This is a genomic window from Caballeronia sp. ATUFL_F1_KS39 (assembly GCF_023630985.1).
Taxonomy (GTDB): domain Bacteria; phylum Pseudomonadota; class Gammaproteobacteria; order Burkholderiales; family Burkholderiaceae; genus Caballeronia; species Caballeronia zhejiangensis.
The window spans coordinates 204,742-222,286 of sequence record NZ_JALQDZ010000041.1; the positions used below are offsets into that span (position 1 = coordinate 204,742).

Consider the following 17,545-nt stretch of genomic DNA (forward strand, 5'->3'; position numbering starts at 1 on the left):
ACGGTGGACGGATTTCGAAGCGACCCACCTCAATCGGCTTCTTTGCAGGCTTCCAATCGAACGACGGCTCGTCTCTGCTATACGGCAACGACGATTGCATATTCTGACTCTCGAACATAGCGAGCCAACAGAATACTTTGCCATCCGAATTGATTCGTCACTTGAAGTTACGGTGACGAATTCGCGATACAGCTTCCGATTCGTCACCTCGCGATACCCAATCGCCCGCTCACGCAGTCGCCGCCACCTCCACCGGCGCGCGATAACTTTCGATCAACCGTTCGCGCTTCTTCGCGACGGCCGCGATGTTGCGCTCCTTCACATGCCCGAAGCCGCGGATTTCATCAGGTAGTTTCGCAAGCTTCAACGCGGCATCGCATCGTTGCGCATCGAGCGTCGCAACGAATTCATCGACGAGCGCAATGTAATCCGCGATCATCCGGCGTTCGGTGCGGCGCTCTTCCGTCTTGCCGAACACATCGAACGATGTGCCGCGCAAACCCTTCATCTTCGCGAGCACGCGAAACGCCGGCAGCATCCACGCACCAAAACGCTGCTTCACGAGATGGCCATGCTCGTCGCGTTTAGCGAAAAGCGGCGGCGCGAGATGGAACATCAGCTTGTAATCGCGGCCCGGTTCGCCCTCGAACTGCTCACGCAGCTTGTCGAGATACGCGGGATCCGCATAGAGACGCGCAACTTCGTACTCGTCCTTATAAGCCATCAGCTTCGCGAGATTCACCGCGACGGCGCGCGTAAGGGGTAACTTCGCGTTCAGCAGCTTTTCCTTCTCGCGAATGCGCTCGACGACATCGCGATACGAACGCGCATACGCTTCGCTCTGATACGCCGCGAGCAACGCTTCGCGCGTCGCGATCACGTTCTCCAGCGACTCCGGCATCTTGACGATGACCGCGTGCTGCGTGGACTTGAGCAGATCGCCGGCGCCGTTCTGCGCAACGAAGCGGCCCCAGCTGAACGCGAGCACGTTCTTCTCGACGGCCACGCCGTTCAGTTCGATCGCGCGCGTGAGGCTCGCGAGTTCGAGCGGCAACCAGCCCTTCTGCCACGCGAAACCAAGCAGCAGCGGATTCGAATAGATCGTGTCGCCGAGCAGTTTCAACGCGAGCGCATTGGCATCGACGAACTCGCATCCCGCGCCGATGCTCTCCGACAACGCCTGCTCCGTCTGCGCAGCGGGAAAGGTCCATTGCGCATTCGTGACGAACTCGGCGGTCGGCGTCGCGCCGCTGTTGATCGCCGCGTGCGTGATGCCGTGACGCGTGCGCGACAGCACATCGTTCGATGCTGACACGATCGCATCGCAACCGATGACGAGCCGCGCTTCGCCCGTTGCGATGCGTGTCGCATGCAGCGCTTGCGGCTTCGGCGCGATCTGCACGTGACTCAGCACCGCGCCGCCCTTCTGCGCGAGACCCGCCATATCGAGCACGGTCACGCCCTTGCGTTCGATATGCGCGGCCATGCCGATCAATCCGCCGATCGTCACCACGCCCGTGCCGCCGACGCCCGTCACGAGAATGCCGTAAGGCTTCGACAAGGCAGGCAACGAAGGGATCGGCAAATTATCGAAGTCCGGCTTCACGCCTGCGGCCGCCTTGGGCTTGCGAACCTGCGCGCCTTCAGCGGTGACGAAACTCGGGCAAAAGCCCTTCACGCACGAGAAATCCTTGTTGCACGAAGACTGGTTGATCTTGCGCTTCGTGCCGAGCGGCGTGTCCATCGGCTCGACCGACAGGCAGTTCGATTGCACCGAGCAATCGCCGCAGCCTTCGCAAACCGCATCGTTGATGAACGCGCGACGCGCCGGATCGGGATACGTGCCACGCTTGCGGCGACGGCGCTTCTCCGTCGCGCAAGTCTGGTCGTAGATGAGGATGGTCGTGCCTTGCGTATCGCGCAACTCGCGCTGAATGTGATCGAGCTCATCGCGATGATGCACGTTCACGCCCTGGGGCAACGCAACGTTCGCATCGTATTTCTGCGGCTCGTCGGTCACGATGACGATGCGCTTCGCTCCTTCCGCATAGACCTGATGCGCGATCTGCGGCACCGTCAATATGCCGTCGACGGGCTGGCCGCCCGTCATAGCAACCGCATCGTTATAGAGAATCTTGTACGTGATGTTCGCGTTCGCCGCAATCGCCGCGCGCACCGCGAGCAGGCCCGAATGGAAGTATGTGCCGTCGCCGAGATTGACGAAGACGTGTTTATCGCCGGAGAAATGCATCTGGCCGATCCACGCGACGCCCTCGCCGCCCATCTGGCTGAACGTCTCGGTCTTGCGGTCCATCCACATCGACATGTAATGGCAGCCGATGCCCGCGAGCGCGCGCGATCCTTCGGGCACGCGCGTCGATGTGTTATGCGGACATCCCGAGCAGAACCACGGCTTGCGCTCGACATCGACGCGCGGCTTGGTTGCCTCGCGCTCTTTCGCTTCGATCGTTTCGACGCGCGACAACATGCGCGCACGCACGTCTTCGGGAAGATCCGCGCGCGCGAGACGACGCGCGATAGCCTTCGCGATCAACGCGGGCGATAGCTCGTAATGCGCCGGCAGCAACCAGTCGCCGCGCGGCACGGACCATTCGCCGCCTTCGTTGTCGCGTTCGTCGAACTTGCCGTAGATGCGCGGGCGCACGTCTTCACGCCAGTTATAAAGCTCTTCTTTCAGCGCGTATTCGAGAATCTGCCGCTTCTCTTCCACGACGAGAATCTCTTCGAGACCGGTCGCGAACGCGCGTGCGTCCTGCGCATCGAGTGGCCACACGCAGCCCACTTTCAGCACGCGCAGGCCGATCTGCGCGCAGGTGTCATCATCGAGACCGAGATCGACGAGCGCCTGACGCACATCGAGATACGCCTTGCCCGCCGTGATGATGCCGAAGCGCGGCTTGTCCGAATCGATGACGACGCGATTGAGCTTGTTCGCACGCACGTAGGCCAGCGCCGCGTACCACTTCTCGTCGAGCAGACGCGCTTCCTGCGCGAGCGGCGAATCTGGCCAGCGAATGTTGAGGCCGCCTTCGGGCATCGCGTAGTCGTCCGGCGTGACGATCTCCACGCGATCCGGATCGAGATCGATCGATGCCGTCGATTCGACCACATCGGTCACGCATTTCATCGCGACCCACAGGCCCGAATAGCGGCTCATCGCCCATCCGTGCAGGCCGTAGTCGAGATACTCCTGCACGTTCGACGGATACAGCACCGGAATGCCCGCCGCGATGAACGCATGATCCGACTGATGCGCGACCGAGGACGACTTCGCCGCGTGATCGTCGCCCGCGAGGACAAGCACGCCGCCATGCTTGTCGGTGCCTGCGGAATTCGCGTGCTTGAAAACATCGCCGGTGCGATCGACGCCCGGTCCCTTGCCGTACCACATGCCGAACACGCCATCGCGTGTCGCGCCCGGCCACAGATTGATCTGCTGCGTGCCCCAGATCGACGTCGCCGCGAGATCCTCGTTCACGCCCGGCTGAAACACGATGTCGTTATTCTTCAGATGCGCCTTCGCCTTCCATAGCGACTGATCGAGCGCACCGAGCGGCGATCCGCGATAGCCCGAAACGAAGCCCGCCGTGTTCAGCCCCGCCTTGCGGTCGCGCGCTTTCTGCAACATCGGCAGACGCACGAGCGCCTGCGTGCCGCTGATATAGACGCGGCCTTTCTCCAGCGTGTATTTATCGTCGAGCGTTACGGTTGCAGCGGCTAGTGCGGCGCGATCGGGTGCGTTCATGAGGGCATGTCTCCGGAATTCGGGAATTAGTTTTTTTGCCGAGTATAGGAAGCCGATTTGCGATCGTAAAATCACGAATACACAACTCCGGTATCTGAAAATCAGATGGCGTTCGATCTCACGCTCAGGCAGTTGCGCTACTTCGTCGCCGCCGCGCAAACGGGCCAGTTCTCGATGGCGGCGGCCAACGAACACGTATCGCAGTCGGCGATCACGAATGCGGTGCTCGCGCTCGAAAGCGCGCTCGGCACGAAGCTGTTCGAGCGCCTGCCGCAAGGCGTCGCGCTGACGCCCGACGGTCAGGATTTTCATAACCATGCGCGTCGCGTGCTCGACGCCGCGCGCGATGCGATGCACATGCCGCCGTTTCGCGCGCACGACATGCGCGGCGTCGCGCGAATCGCGGCGTCCTATACGGTGCTCGGGTATTTTTTGCCGGAACTGCTCGCGCGCTTTCGTGCGACGTATCCGTTCATCGATTTCGATCTGCGTGATATGGAGCGGCCGCAAATCGAAGAAGCAGTCGCGAATGGCGATGTCGATATCGGCGTGGTGCTGCTATCGAATCTGCAGCGTCCGAATCGTTTCGACAGCCAGGTCTTGATGCGTTCGCGCCGGCAACTGTGGGTCGCGCCGATGCATCCGCTCGCGCAGCAGCACGCGGTATCGTTGAAGGATATCGCCGTGCATCCCTACATTCTGATTACCGTCGATGAAGGCGAGCAATCGACGATGCGCTACTGGCACAAGAAGCGCATCGAACCGAACATCGCGTTTCGCACGAGTTCGATGGAAGCGCTGCGCGGACTCGTGGCGCATGGCTTCGGCGTCACGGTGCTATCGGATATGGTGTTTCGGCCGTGGTCGCTCGAAGGCAAGCGCATCGAGGCGCGGCCCGTCAACGACGCGATTCCTCATATGGAAGCAGGCATGATCTGGCGCAAGGGCGCGACGTTGAGCGCCCCGTCGACCGCCGTGCAGCAGTTCCTGATTCATGCCTGTGGTGCTTAGTTCGAACTCAATGCGAAATGCTTTCGAGCGATCGGCCGAGCGTGCGCGGTCCCATCGATCCGATGCAGATCATCACGATCAGCATCGCGCCCGCGATGAAGCCGAACACGCCGGTCACGCCCGCTTCCTTCAGCACGAACGCGATCACGAACGAACTGAACACCGCCGATAGCCGGCTCCACGAATACACGAAGCCGACAGCGCGTGCGCGGATCGTCGTCGGATAAAGCTCTTGCTGATACGTGTGATACGTGAACGAGATGATGTTGCCCGCGAGCGTGAGCAACACGCCGAGCGTGACGATCGTCACCGCCGCCGACGCCTGGCTGAACAGCAGGCCCGCGACGATATTCACGGCCGCCATGAACACGATCACATGCTTGCGTTCGAAACGATCGGCGATCCAGTAGCCGAGCAAGGGACCGATGGGCGCGGCTAGCCCGATCACCGTCGTATAGAGCAGGCTCGACGTGACTGTCACGCCCTGCTTGACGAGCAGGGTCGGCACCCAGTTCGCGAAGCCGTAGAAACCGACCGTCTGACAGATATGAAAGACGATCAGCATGAGCGTGCGCTTGCGATACGGCGGCTTCCACATATCGGCGAACCCGGCCTTTCTTGCAATGGGATCGGAAGGACCCGGCGCGGGCAACGGCTTGCCGTACTGAAGCGCGACCGTGTCTTCGAGACGGCGCAGCACTTCGTCGGCTTCGTCGATGCGGCCTTTGCTCGCGAGCCAGCGCGGGCTTTCCGGCAGATTGCGCCGGAAGTACCAAACGAACAGCGCACTCACGCCCCCCGCCAATGCGACCCAGCGCCAGCCATCGAAGCCGAACGGCGCGCGCGGCACGAGCAGACACGAAAGGAACGCGACCACCGGCACGGCGGAAAAGCCGATCGCCTGACACACGGCGAACGCCCTTCCACGCAGATGTTTCGGCGCAAGCTCGGACATATAAGTACCGATGGTCACGAGTTCCACACCGATGCCGAGCCCCGACACGAAGCGCCAGAAGTTGAGCCACAGTGCCGTGTCCTGAAACGCCATCACGGTATTCGCCGCGACGTACCAGAGCAGCGAATACGTGAAGATCGCGCGACGTCCGTAGCGATCGGCGAGAAAGCCGCACGCGATCGTGCCGATGAACAAGCCGCAGAACAGCGCGGCGATGAAGCTCGCGACGCCCGTCGTGCCGAAGAGACCCGCGGTCGTCGATGTGAGAATGCCGCTCTTCACGAGACCCGGCGCGATATAGCCGGTGAAGAGCAGATCATATAGCTCGAAGAAGAAGCCGAGGCTCAGCAGAAAGACGAGTTTCCACACCGCGCGCGTGGCGGGAAGCCGGTCGAGGCGTGCCGAGATGCCCGCCGTGTCCGCGATGGCGGGCGCGTCCGTGAACGCGCTGCCGGCGGCGTCGTGCAGACGCGAAGTGCCCTGCATGATGGCCATTGCTTGTCTCCTGAATGTATTTTGAAGCCGCATCGATGGCGGCTCTGTCATGCTGCGTGCTTACTGCGTGAAGCGTTCTTGCAACTCCGCGAACGATGCGATGCGGCCGATAATTGCACTTGCAACTACCGTCGGCGGGCTTGCGAGCCATACTTTTCCCGGACCCGAGCGGCCCGGAAAATTGCGATTGATCGCGCTGATGGTGACTTGTTCGGCCTGTGTCGACGAACCTGGTCCGCAGTTCGCGCACGCACCGCACGACGGTTGCAGCAGAATCGCGCCGACGCGCTCGAACGCATCGACATAGCCTTGCGCGATGCAATAGTCGCGCACGTCCTGCGTGCCGAATTGCAAATAGAGCGTCACATTGCCGCGCACGCGCAAGCCGCGCTTCGCCGCCCACGAAAGCACTTCGTGATAGTGATCGAAGTCCTCGCGCTTGCCTGCCGTGCACGAACCGCCATACGCGATATCGATGACCGGCCTTTCATCGAGCGCTTCAAGCGCGATGCCGTTGCCCGGATCGCCGGGCGCGGCGAGCATCGGCGTGAGACGCGAGCAATCGATCGCGATGACATCGGCGTAGCGCGCGCCTTCATCGCTTCGCATCCATGGCTCGATCTTGAAGTCGATGCCGCGCCGCGCCTTCAGAAAGCGCACGGTTTCATCGTCGGGAGCGACGATGCCCGTGAAGCCGCCTAACTCGGCCGTCATGTTGGTGAGCGTCGTGCGCTCATCGGTCGAGAGGCTCGCGATGGCCGTGCCCGCGAACTCGAACACCTTGCCGACGCCCGCGCCCGCGCGTATGCGCGAATCGGCAAGCAAGTGAAGCACGATGTCCTTCGCGGTGACGCCCGCGGGAATCGGTCCCGATAGTTCGATGAGCAACGATTGCGGCACCGTCATGCGAACCGCGCCGGTGACGAATGCGTTCGCCATGTCCGTCGTGCCGACGCCGAACGCGACACATCCGAGCGCGCCGCTATGCGGCGTATGCGAATCGGTTCCGACGATCACGTGGCCGGGCAACGCGTAGCGCTCGGCCATCATTGCGTGCGAGATGCCTTCGGAGCCTTCGTCGAGCTCGCTGTTCGCTTCGCTCAGATAGCCGTGATTGCGCACATCGTAGTCATGCGCGAACGTGCGATGCGCGTCCGATAACTCGCGCACGTTCGGCAGCAGCCCGTTCCCGATATGCAGTTCGCTGCGATGCGAATACGACAGATGATCCTCGAACGCGAGCATGCTGCGCGGTTCGTGCAGCGTCAGCGGGCGGCCGAATGCCGCGTGCAGCATATGCGCGGCCATGCCCGTGTAGTACTCGTGGATGAAGCGCCAGTCCGCGCGCACGAAGATGCCGTTGCCCGCTTCGAGCGATGCGTTGGTCACATCGGTCGTCAATGTGTGACGCGCGAGAATTTTCTCTACGAGCGTGCGCGGCGCTTCATCGTGCGATGCTTCGCCGATGCTGACTCGTTGCATATGCAACTTTCCATAGCGCAACAGTCCGCCGCTCGTAAGGATCGCCGCCGCCAACGGATCGCGATCCGCAACGAGTTCATCGATATCGATAGCCTCGCCGCACCGGATGCGTTCGATCAGGCCGAAATCCGTCGACGTGAAAAGCCCGAGATTGTCCGCGTTCTGCCGATAGATGCGTTCGAAGCTCCGCGCGATCACGAGCCGTATGCCCGCGTGATATTCGGCGAGCGGGCTATGTTCGCGCGACGAGCCTTTGCCATAGCGATTGCCCGCGACCGTCACCTGAAAGCGGCCCGCGCGCACGGCATCGTGGCCGATCGGATTGCGCCCGCCCGCATGAAATGCGACATACGGGCATTGACCGAGCCGCTCGTCGAAACGCGTGAGCACGCTGATCGGCGTGATTTCGTCGGTGGACACATCGTCGCGCAGTGCGCCCGCTTCATCGAGCGTGAGATCCTCGCCGGCGAGTTGCTGCTCGACCTTCGCGGCGTCCGCGCTCAGAAACAGGATTCGTCCGCTTACATTCAGATTGGCCATCGCATTCTCCTCGACGCCAATCTAGACGCACCCGCGCGCGTGCATGAAGTGTTCGTTCGGCACTGGGGCCATCGCGAGACGCGATGTCCGTGTTAACCCTCGCCGATGAGCGTATCGATCAGCGCCTGCACCGCCTTCAGCCGCGAAGACTTGCGCGGCGCATGAACGCGCAGGCATCGTCCGCTACCCCACGTTTCGCGCAACGGCACGCGCACGAAATTGCGCGAACCCGCGAACGCCGACGCCGCGCTCGTCGGCACGATGCCGATGCCGAGTCCCGCTTCGACCATGCGGCATTGCGCATCGAAGCTGTTGACGGTGACGGTCACGTTGAGCGGCACGCGCGCGGCGTCGGCGTGTTCCTTCAAGGTCTGATCGAGCGAGCCGCCTGCCTGCAACGCGACGAGCGGAAAGCGCGTCACTTCGGCGAAGCTCAGCGCGTCTGCTTGCGCGAGTTCGTGACCGGGCGGCAGGACGACCATCAGCGGATCGTCGACGAAGCGCCATGTATCGAGACCCGCATGCGCCTTCGTGCTCGCCGATATCCCGACATCCGCGCGATCGTCGAGACACGCGCGAATCACTTCATCGCTGATCTGTTCCGTCAACGCGATCTCGACGAGCGGATAGCGCGCCTTGAACGACGTGAGACGTTCAGGCAGAAAGCCGACGATCGCCGACGCATTGGCATAGAGACGCACGACGCCCGCGATCTGGCCGCTCATCGACTGAACTTCGCGCGCCATGCTCTCGAGTTGTCCATGAATGGAACGCGCGCTCGCATAAGCATGCTGCCCCGCTTCGGTCAGTTGCACGCCCGAGGGCGAGCGAATGAGCAGCGCGACGCCGATGGCCGCTTCGAGATCGGCGATGCGCCTGCTCAACGCCGATGGCGCGATGTGACTGCGGCTCGCGGCGCGCGCAATCGATCCCTCCTCGACGACCGCGATGAAGAGTTCGAGACTGTAGGGATCGATTCGCATGGCTCTCGTGTTTATCGTCCGCCGGATAACGACGTGATGATTGCATACGCCGCCTTCACACGCTCTTCGTTCGGGATGTTCCTGTTCGCGAGCATCACGATGCCCACGCGCGCTTTCGGCACGAACGCGATATAGGCGCCGAAGCCGTTGGTCGAGCCGGTCTTGTTGATCCACACGTCGTCGCGCGGCGCTTGCGGCGGATCGATGCGCGTGACGGGCGTCGCGTTCAGGATCATCGACGACGAGTTTCCATCGAGCAAAGGCTGTAACGCGACCGGATACGGATACTGTTCCCAGATGAGATCCTGCGTCATCGGGCCGGCCTGGAAATAGCCCGTGTGCGTGGCATCGACGGCGCGCTGAAACGCCGGATCGATACGCACCAGGTTCATGTTGATCTGCAGGAAGCGCGTCATGTCCGCAGCCGTCGATCTCACGCCATAAGCCTCCGGCGAAAGCACGCCGCCTTTCATGCGTATCGGCGCGTCGTCTTTCGTATAGCCTTGCGCGTAATCGCGCTGCTTCGAAGCGGGCACGTTGATGTAACTCTGCTTCAGTCCCAGCGCGGGAAAGAGACGCGTCTCCATCAGCGCTGCGAAGTCCTGCTTCATGCTCTTCGCCGTGATGAGGCCGAGCGTGCCGATGCCGGGATTCGCATACGTGCGGATCGTGCCGGGCGGCCGGGCCGGACGCCATGTTTTGAAGTACTGCATCAGTTGCTCGTTGTCGTGAATCTCGTCGGGCACTTGCAGCGGCAAGCCGCCCGGCGTGTGCGTGCCGAGATTCAGCAACGTCACCTTGCCGAACTCCGTCCCATCGAGCGATGGAAGATACTTGCTCACCGGATCGTTCAAGGAAAGATCGCCTTCGATCTGCGCATACGATGCGAGCGTCGCGGTGAACGTCTTGCTGATCGAGCCGAGTTCGAAGAGCGTATCGCGCGTGACGGGCTGCTTCGTCGCCTTAGACGCCACGCCGTACTCGAACACATAAGGCTTGCCGTCGACGACGACGCCCACGGCCATGCCGTGAATGCCGTGCAGCGCCATCAACGGCTCGATGGTCTGATCGACGGTCGACTTGACGCTCGCTGCATGGTCGGCATAGGCGGCGCCGGACATCGCGCCAAAAGAAAAAATGGCTGCTGCCAAAAGACTCAGCGCGCGAAACTTCATTGTCTTGATCCTTCGTTCTGGTTTGCATGATTGGAACGAAGCGAAATATCCGCTCTTTTTCGCACTTCGACAATCGAGGATAATTTGCCGCTGGCAATAGAAAAACTTATGCGAGCCATGCGACCTCATCTTCCCCTGAATGCGTTGCGCGCGTTCGAAGCGTCGGCGCGGCATCTGAGTTTCACGCGCGCCGCGCAGGAATTGAACGTCACGCAGGCGGCCGTCAGCCAGCAAGTGCGCGCGCTGGAGGAACGGCTCGGCACGCCGCTTTTCAGACGCGTCCCGCGCGGCCTCAGCGTCACCGACGAAGGGCGCGCGTTACTGCCCGTGTTGAGCGATGCGTTCGGCCGCATCGAAGCCGTGCTCAAGCAGTTCGAAGGGGGACACTTTCACGAAGTGCTGACGGTGGGCGTGGTCGGCACGTTCGCGGTCGGCTGGCTGATGCCGCGCATGAAGGCGTTTCGCGAGACGCATCCGTTCGTCGAGTTGCGGCTCTTCACGCATAACAATCTCGTCGATCCCGCGTCCGAAGGGCTCGACTTCGCCATCCGCTTCGGCGCGGGCGTCTGGCCGGCGACGCATAACGCGCTGCTGCTCGATGCGCCGCTCGCCGCGCTGTGCGCGCCCGACATCGCGCGGCGTCTTTACACGCCATCCGATCTCGTCAATGAAGTGCTGCTGCGCTCCTATCGCGCGGACGACTGGAGCGACTGGTTCGACGCCGCGGGCCTCGACGCATGGACGATGAACGGTCCCGTCTTCGATTCGTCGCGCCTGATGGTGGAAGCCGCCGTGCAAGGCGCGGGCGTCGCGCTCGCGCCGCCGCGCATGTTCGTGCGCGAGTTGCAGGCCGGGCTGCTCGTGCGTCCGTTCGATGTCGAAGTGAGAACCGGCAGCTACTGGCTCACGTGGCTCAAGTCACGGCGTCTTTCGCACGGCATGAAGCTCTTTCGCGACTGGATCGTCCGGGAAGCGGCCGAGGCCGTTTAGCGGCGCAGGCGGCGTCTGCCTGCCGCGAGATCGTCCGCGAGCGGCACGGACGAGAACAGCAGCAGCAACGCGGCGAGCGGCACGGTCGTCGCGAAGCCGAGATGCGCGAAGCCGATCGCGCCCGCGAAACCGCCGAGCATGAACATCGCGAAGAGCGAACTCAGCAGCGCGAGACGCGCGTGATTCGCGCGCACATAAGAGGCATCGTCGCGCGCGACGCCGCGGTTCCAGTAAAGGCTCTTGCCGATCTCGATGCCGATGTCCGTCACGAGACCCGTCACATGCGTCGTGCGGATCTCCGCCTTCGATATCTTCGTGATCATCGCGTTTTGCAGGCCCATCACGAAGCAAAGCAGCGCGACGGTCAACGGCACATCCCACACGCGATGCGTCTCCAGATTGGCGCCGAGCATGCCGAACACGAGCAGAAGCGCCGCTTCGAGCAAAAGCGGCGTTGCGAACACGCTATGCGCGCGCCGCTGCCGTCCCCAGTTGATGAGCACCGCGGAAGTCGCCGCGCCGCCGAGGAACGCGCCGACCGCGCCGATCGCGGAAAAGACCAAGGCGATCTGGCCGAGCACGAGGTTATCGGCGATGGATGAAACGAGCCCCGACATATGCGACGTGTATTGCCCGACCGCGAGAAAGCCGCCCGCGTTCGCGGCGCCCGCGACGAAGGCGAGCGCGCAGCCCAGACGCCGGTTGGCGGAATCGGTGCGGCTGGGCGAAGTCAAGCCACGGATATAGGCAATCGGCATGGCGGCTCGGGCAGGATGATCGAGCCGAAAAGATAGCACGCCAATTTGCCTCTCCGGGCATGCCTACCGTACGCAATCTGAAAGAAAAAACATAAGTCGATAGCATGCTAACGAATAGAGTTCTCGCTATAATCCCGCCGCATGACTCATCTCGACTTTCTGCGCCGCTCCGTGAGCAGCACGCTCGTGCTTGCCGCGCGACGCTGGCGCCGCACGAGCCACGGCGTGCTCGCCTCGTACGGCGTGTCGGAAGCATGCGCCGTGCCGCTGCTCACGGCCAACCGGCTCGGCGAGGCGGTGCGTCAGGTGACGCTCGCGGAGCATGTCGGCATCGAAGGGCCATCGCTCGTGCGGCTGCTCGATCAGCTTTGCGCGGCCGGACTCGTGCGCCGTGACGAAGATCCCGAAGACAAGCGCGCCAAGACCATCACGCTTACCGACGAAGGCCGCGCCGTCACCGCGCGCATGGAAGAGCGTCTCGTCACGCTGCGCGCGCGGTTATTGAAGGGCGTGAGCCGCGAAGACCTGGAAACGACATTGCGCGTGTTGAACGTATTCAGCGCGTCGCCGGATGCGAAGCTGCTCGCGGCACTCGAAGCCGGCGATCAAACCGCAAAGCCGGCGCGGTCCGCCGCAAAGCGCGGAGCATAGCGCCATGTCCTTTCCATCCGCGCGCGAGTGGCTCTTTTCCGCCAAGACCTTCGCCGCCGCGATGATCGCGCTCTACATCGGCCTCAGACTCGAATTGCCGCGTCCTTATTGGGCGATGGCGACCGTCTATATCGTGTCGAATCCGTTCGTCGGCGCGACGCGCTCGAAGGCGCTGTATCGCGCGCTCGGCACCATGATCGGCGCGGCGGGCGCGGTGTTGATCGTGCCGCCGTTCGTCGAATCGCCGTATCTCTTCAGCGTGATCGTCGCGTTGTGGACGGGCACGCTGCTCTTTCTCTCGATGTTCGACCGCAGCGCGCGCAGCTATGTGTTTCTGCTCGCGGGCTACACGCTGCCGCTGATCGCGCTGCCCGCCGTCACGAATCCGACGGCCGTCTTCGATCTCGCGATCACGCGCACCGAAGAGATCCTGCTCGGCATCGTGGTGGCGAGCGTCGTCGGCAGCGTGGTGTTTCCGAGCCGCCTCGCGCCGACGCTCATCGAACGAACGGACGCATGGTTCCGCGACGCCGCCTTCTACGCGAGCGAAACGCTCTCGGGGCATATCGCGGGCGCCTCCATATCGGCGGCGCGGCAGCGGCTCGCGGCGACCGTCAACGGACTCGAATTCCTGCTGAGCCAATTGACCTACGATCACACGCGGCCCGACATCATCCGGCGTGCGCGCGCGTTGCAGGGACGCATGCAGATCTTTCTGCCGCTCATTTCATCGATGGCCGATCCGCTCATCGAACTGATCGGGAAGCACGGCGAGCATCCTGAAGGGCTCGAAGCGCTGTTGAAGGACGTCGCCGCGTGGGTCGGCTCGCCCACGCCGCGCGCCAAAGAGGATGTCGAAACCGACCGCGCGCCCGATGCCTTCCGCGAGCGCATCAATGCGATGCGTCCGCCCGTCGAAGCGCTCGCGAGCGCCGACGGCGCGCTGCTCTCGAATGCGCTGTGGCGTCTCGGTCAGGTCATCGACGTATGGCAGGACATTCGCGCGTTGCGTGCGGCCATTCTCAACGAGACGAGCGAATGGCGTCCGCACTTCCGTCACTGGCGTTTGGGCGGCACCGCGCGCTTTTTCGATCGCGGCATGATGCTCTTTTCGACGGGCGTCGCGGTGAGCGCGATCATCGTTGCATGCGGGTTGTGGATCGAATCGGGATGGAACGACGGCGCGGCCGCCGTGACGCTCGCCGCCGTCGCGTGCTGCTTCTTCGCCGCGCTCGACGAGCCCGCGCCGCAAGTGTTCACGTTCTTTCTCGCGACGTGTCTGAGCGTCGTGCTCGCCGGACTCTACGTGTTCGCCGTCTTGCCGCACGTACACGATTTCCCGATGCTCGTCGTGATTTTCGCGGTGCCGTTCCTTATTATCGGCACGCTGATTCCGCGCCCGCGCTTCACGCTCGTCACGATGCTCACGGCCGTGAACACCGCAACCTTCATCAGCATCCAGAGCGCCTACGAAGCGGACTTCTTCGTGTTCGCCAACAGCAATCTCGCGGGCGTCGGGGGCCTGCTCTTCGCATTCATCTGGACGCGCATGACGCGTCCGTTCGGCGCCGAACTCGCGGCCGCGCGTCTCACGCGCTCGGCGTGGGCCGATATCGTGCTGAGCGCGTCGCCTTCGGTGCTGATCGCGGATCAGCGCAATCTCTACGCACGCATGCTCGACCGTCTGATGCAGCTCTTGCCGCGTCATGCCGCGACGGACTCGCATCGTCATCCGTCGATCGAAAGCTTTCGCGATTTTCGTGTCGCGCTCAACGCACTCGATCTGCGCCGCACGCGCCGCAAGCTGCCGCTGGACATACAGACATCCGTCGACGATACGCTCGACGCACTGCGCCGTTACTTCGAATCCTGCCTCGCGCGGCGCGCACGACAGCCGGTGCCGCCCGAGCTGATTCGCAGCATCGATGCGACGAGCGCTCAGGTCACGTCGCGCGCGCTCGAGCAGTCGCAGAATGCGGCCGCGGAAAGATGGCTGCGCGACACGCTGCACGCGCTCGTCGGCATGCGGCTCTCATTGCATCCGCCCGCGACGCAGGAAGAGCCGGCATGATCTTCGTCACTCATTCTTCATCGGAACGCCATACATGATCGGCGAAATCGACATTCTCGGCGTCTTCGTGCCCGCCGTGCTCGTGCTGATGTTCATCGCCTATCTGTTGAATCTGGCGATTCGCAACGTGCTTGCGCGCGTCGGCTTTTATCGTTTCGTGTGGCACCGTTCCATCTTCGATCTCGGCATCTATGTTCTGGTGCTGGGCGTTGTCGTCATCGTTTCGCAGCGGCTCATCTCGTGAAAAAAACCTGGTTCTCTCTCGGACAGATTCTGCTTACGCTCATCGTCGTCGCGATTGCGTGCGTCGTGTTGTGGAAGCTCGTCGATTACTACATGTTCGCGCCGTGGACGCGCGACGGCCACGTGCGCGCCGATGTCATTCAAGTCGCGCCCGACGTGTCCGGCCTCATCACCGACGTGAAGGTCGCCGACAATCAGCAGGTGAAGAAAGGCGACGTGCTCTTCGTGATCGATCAGGCGCGCTACACGCTCGCGCTGCGCAATGCGCAGGCGACCGCGCAGCAACGCCGCGCCACGCTCGATCAGGCGCGTCGCGAAGATGCGCGCAATCGCGCGCTCGGCAATCTCGTCGCGCGCGAAGTCGTCGAGGAAACGCATTCGCGCGTCGAGCAGGCGACAGCCGCCCTCGCCGATGCCGAAGTCGCCATCGATACCGCGCGCCTGAATCTGCAGCGCACGGAGATCGTGAGTCCCGTCGACGGTTATCTCAACGATCGCGCGCCGCGCACCGGCGAATTCGTGTCGGCGGGACGCGCGGTGCTGTCGGTGGTGGACATGCAATCGTTCCGCGTCGAGGGTTACTTCGAAGAAACGAAGCTCGGCGGCATCGATATCGGCCAGCCCGTCGATATCAAGGTCATGGGCGAAGCCAACATTTTGCGCGGTCATGTGCAGAGCATCGTCGCGGCGATCGAAGACCGCGACCGTCAGCAAAGCCCGAGTCTCCTGCCGAACGTGAACCCCGCGTTCAGTTGGGTACGTCTCGCGCAGCGCATTCCGGTACGCGTCACGCTCGATGAGATCCCCGCCGACTTCCGCATGATCGCGGGACGCACGGCGACGGTTTCGGTGCGGGGCATCGGGCCGAAGATCGGCAAGCGCGCGGCGTCGGAGACGTCGCCCGCATCGGCGCCCGCGCCGACTTCGAGCACGTCGGGCACATCGCGATGAACGGCACGCGCATCATGAAAGCGATCGCCATCGCGGCTTCGTCGGCCTTCGCGCTCTTCGGCTGCACGACCCTCGGACCGAACTACACGCTGCCCGATAACGCCGCGATCAAGGCGCCCTACGCGAACGCGGCCATCGACGGCGCGGATCGCGCGCCCGTCACGCAAGGCGAAGTGCCCGCGAAATGGTGGCGTCTCTATGACGATCCCGTCGTCGATCAGCTCGTCACGCAGGCGCTCGCATCGAATACGGATTTGCGCATCGCCGCCGCGAATCTCGCGCGTTCGCGCGCCGAAGTCGAGTTCGCGAACAAGCAAGGCGGATTCTCCGGCAAGACCTCGGCCGCGTTTCAGCGCGCGCAGGAATCGGCCGAGCAATATCTGTTGTCGGAGAAGCTTCCGGTCGTCAACGAAGGCGCGCTCGATCTGTCCATTTCCTACGAGATCGATCTCTTCGGCAAGCTGAAGCGCGGTGTCGAAGCAGCGAACGCGGACGATGAAGCCGTCGAGGCCGCGCAGGATCTCGCGCGCATCACGGTGGTCGCGGATGTCGTGCGCGCGTATGTCGAATCGTGCTCCGCGGGCGAAGAGCTGGAGATCGCGCAGAAGTCGTTCAACCTGCAGAAAGAGCGCGTGAAGCTCACGCAGCGTTTGCGCGACGCGGGCCGCGGCAATCAGTCGGAAGTCACGCGCGGACAGACTCAGGCCGATACGCTCGCCGCCGACATTCCGCGCTTCGTCGCGCGCCGCCGCGTCGCGCAGTATCGGCTCGCGATGCTGCTCGCGCGCGCGCCGTCCGATTTGCCCAAAGCCGCGCTCGCCTGCAAGAAGCTGCCGAAGCTGCGCGCGCCGATTCCGGTCGGCGATGGCGCTGCGCTGCTGAAGCGCCGTCCCGATGTGCGTCAGGCCGAACGGCAGCTCGCGTCGTCGACGGCGCGCATCGGCGTCGCGACGGCGGCGCTGTATCCGTCGGTGAGTCTCGGCGCATCGGTGGGTTCCGTCGGCATTGCGGAAGACTTGTTCGGCGCGAACACGAACCGCTGGGCGTTCGGGCCGCTCATCAGTTGGAGCTTTCCGATCAACGGTCAGCGCGCGCGCGTGACGCAGGCGGAAGCATCGGCGCGCGGCGCGCTCGCGCATTTCGACGGCGTCGTGCTGAAGGCGCTGCAGGAAACGCAAAGCAGCCTCGCGACCTACGCGTCCGACACCACGCGCGCCGATGCATTGCGCACCGCGTATAAATCGGCGATCGAATCCGCCGATGAGACGAATCGCCTGTATCGCGCGGGACGCGAGTCCTTCCTCAACGATCTCGATGCGACGCGCACGCTCACCGGCGTCGCGGCGCAGGTCGCGGCCGCCGAAGGTCAGGTCGCGATCGATCAGGTCAACCTCTTTCGCGCGCTAGGCGGCGGCTGGGAAACCGACGAAGCCATCGCGCAGAATTCAAAGGGCAAATAGCGCGCGCGAGCCAC

13 protein-coding genes are annotated in these 17,545 nt (G+C 63.2%); 7 read left to right on the plus strand and 6 right to left on the minus strand.

Annotated elements, in window-relative coordinates; all coding sequences use genetic code 11:
• Positions 1-229 precede the first annotated feature (229 nt).
• A complete protein-coding gene (locus tag NCR93_RS22135; RefSeq protein ID WP_175981097.1) occupies positions 230-3,766 on the minus strand; it encodes an indolepyruvate ferredoxin oxidoreductase family protein in 3,537 nt (1,178 codons plus the stop codon).
• 105 nt (positions 3,767-3,871) lie between these two features.
• Here NCR93_RS22135 and NCR93_RS22140 point away from each other — a divergent pair, with 105 nt between their 5' ends.
• Positions 3,872-4,777, plus strand: coding sequence for a LysR family transcriptional regulator (locus tag NCR93_RS22140; protein ID WP_008348350.1), 906 nt, complete (start codon positions 3,872-3,874; stop codon positions 4,775-4,777).
• Between the two features lie 7 nt (positions 4,778-4,784).
• Here NCR93_RS22140 and NCR93_RS22145 read toward each other — a convergent pair whose 3' ends face one another.
• The 4 genes from NCR93_RS22145 to ampC all read right to left on the minus strand — a co-directional run bounded on the left by NCR93_RS22145 (position 4,785) and on the right by ampC (position 10,407).
• On the minus strand, positions 4,785-6,227 hold the full coding sequence (locus NCR93_RS22145; protein ID WP_175981099.1) for an MFS transporter: 1,443 nt from the start codon (positions 6,225-6,227) through the stop codon (positions 4,785-4,787).
• A 60-nt stretch (positions 6,228-6,287) separates the two neighbouring features.
• Positions 6,288-8,249, minus strand: coding sequence for an aconitase family protein (locus NCR93_RS22150; RefSeq protein WP_239294848.1), 1,962 nt, complete (start codon positions 8,247-8,249; stop codon positions 6,288-6,290).
• A 92-nt stretch (positions 8,250-8,341) separates the two neighbouring features.
• Entirely contained in the window at positions 8,342-9,232 is an 891-nt protein-coding gene (locus tag NCR93_RS22155; protein WP_008348356.1) for a LysR family transcriptional regulator, read from the minus strand.
• An 11-nt stretch (positions 9,233-9,243) separates the two neighbouring features.
• Positions 9,244-10,407 (minus strand): class C beta-lactamase, encoded by a 1,164-nt coding sequence (gene ampC / locus NCR93_RS22160; RefSeq protein ID WP_175981103.1) that lies wholly within the window; start codon positions 10,405-10,407, stop codon positions 9,244-9,246.
• 108 nt (positions 10,408-10,515) lie between these two features.
• Between ampC and NCR93_RS22165 the strand changes: the two genes are divergently transcribed.
• Entirely contained in the window at positions 10,516-11,397 is an 882-nt protein-coding gene (locus NCR93_RS22165; protein WP_175981105.1) for a LysR family transcriptional regulator, read from the plus strand.
• Here the strand turns inward: NCR93_RS22165 and NCR93_RS22170 are convergent.
• On the minus strand, positions 11,394-12,155 hold the full coding sequence (locus tag NCR93_RS22170; protein ID WP_008348363.1) for a YoaK family protein: 762 nt from the start codon (positions 12,153-12,155) through the stop codon (positions 11,394-11,396). The two genes, NCR93_RS22165 and NCR93_RS22170, sit on opposite strands and share 4 nt — an antisense overlap.
• 141 nt (positions 12,156-12,296) lie before the next feature.
• On the opposite strand from NCR93_RS22170, the gene NCR93_RS22175 reads away from it, so the two are divergent.
• From NCR93_RS22175 to NCR93_RS22195, 5 genes are read left to right on the plus strand one after another with little or no spacing between them, the layout of a single operon-like run.
• The gene (locus tag NCR93_RS22175) at positions 12,297-12,806 is read left to right on the plus strand and encodes a MarR family winged helix-turn-helix transcriptional regulator (RefSeq protein WP_175981107.1); all 510 of its coding nucleotides are present in this window, start codon (positions 12,297-12,299) and stop codon (positions 12,804-12,806) included.
• A gap of 4 nt (positions 12,807-12,810) precedes the next feature.
• Complete coding sequence (locus NCR93_RS22180) at positions 12,811-14,877, plus strand: FUSC family protein (RefSeq protein WP_175981109.1); 2,067 nt, start codon at positions 12,811-12,813, stop codon at positions 14,875-14,877.
• 34 nt (positions 14,878-14,911) lie between these two features.
• Positions 14,912-15,121, plus strand: a complete 210-nt coding sequence (locus NCR93_RS22185; RefSeq protein ID WP_008348368.1) for a DUF1656 domain-containing protein — start codon at positions 14,912-14,914, stop codon at positions 15,119-15,121.
• The gene (locus NCR93_RS22190; protein WP_008348371.1) at positions 15,118-16,071 is read left to right on the plus strand and encodes an efflux RND transporter periplasmic adaptor subunit; all 954 of its coding nucleotides are present in this window, start codon (positions 15,118-15,120) and stop codon (positions 16,069-16,071) included. Before NCR93_RS22185 ends, NCR93_RS22190 begins: the two co-directional genes overlap by 4 nt.
• A 14-nt stretch (positions 16,072-16,085) precedes the next feature.
• Positions 16,086-17,531 (plus strand): efflux transporter outer membrane subunit, encoded by a 1,446-nt coding sequence (locus tag NCR93_RS22195; RefSeq protein WP_372492501.1) that lies wholly within the window; start codon positions 16,086-16,088, stop codon positions 17,529-17,531.
• Positions 17,532-17,545 lie beyond the last annotated feature (14 nt).

Excerpts from the sequence above, each read along its gene's own strand:
- NCR93_RS22135 (WP_175981097.1), bottom strand. The coding sequence starts at position 3,766 with ATGAACGCACCCGATCGCGCCGCACTAGCCGCTGCAACCGTAACGCTC.
- NCR93_RS22140 (WP_008348350.1), top strand. The coding sequence starts at position 3,872 with ATGGCGTTCGATCTCACGCTCAGGCAGTTGCGCTACTTCGTCGCCGCC.
- NCR93_RS22145 (WP_175981099.1), bottom strand. The coding sequence starts at position 6,227 with ATGGCCATCATGCAGGGCACTTCGCGTCTGCACGACGCCGCCGGCAGC.
- NCR93_RS22150 (WP_239294848.1), bottom strand. The coding sequence starts at position 8,249 with ATGGCCAATCTGAATGTAAGCGGACGAATCCTGTTTCTGAGCGCGGAC.
- NCR93_RS22155 (WP_008348356.1), bottom strand. The coding sequence starts at position 9,232 with ATGCGAATCGATCCCTACAGTCTCGAACTCTTCATCGCGGTCGTCGAG.
- ampC (WP_175981103.1), bottom strand. The coding sequence starts at position 10,407 with ATGAAGTTTCGCGCGCTGAGTCTTTTGGCAGCAGCCATTTTTTCTTTT.
- NCR93_RS22165 (WP_175981105.1), top strand. The coding sequence starts at position 10,516 with ATGCGAGCCATGCGACCTCATCTTCCCCTGAATGCGTTGCGCGCGTTC.
- NCR93_RS22170 (WP_008348363.1), bottom strand. The coding sequence starts at position 12,155 with ATGCCGATTGCCTATATCCGTGGCTTGACTTCGCCCAGCCGCACCGAT.
- NCR93_RS22175 (WP_175981107.1), top strand. The coding sequence starts at position 12,297 with ATGACTCATCTCGACTTTCTGCGCCGCTCCGTGAGCAGCACGCTCGTG.
- NCR93_RS22180 (WP_175981109.1), top strand. The coding sequence starts at position 12,811 with ATGTCCTTTCCATCCGCGCGCGAGTGGCTCTTTTCCGCCAAGACCTTC.
- NCR93_RS22185 (WP_008348368.1), top strand. The coding sequence starts at position 14,912 with ATGATCGGCGAAATCGACATTCTCGGCGTCTTCGTGCCCGCCGTGCTC.
- NCR93_RS22195 (WP_372492501.1), top strand. The coding sequence starts at position 16,086 with ATGAAAGCGATCGCCATCGCGGCTTCGTCGGCCTTCGCGCTCTTCGGC.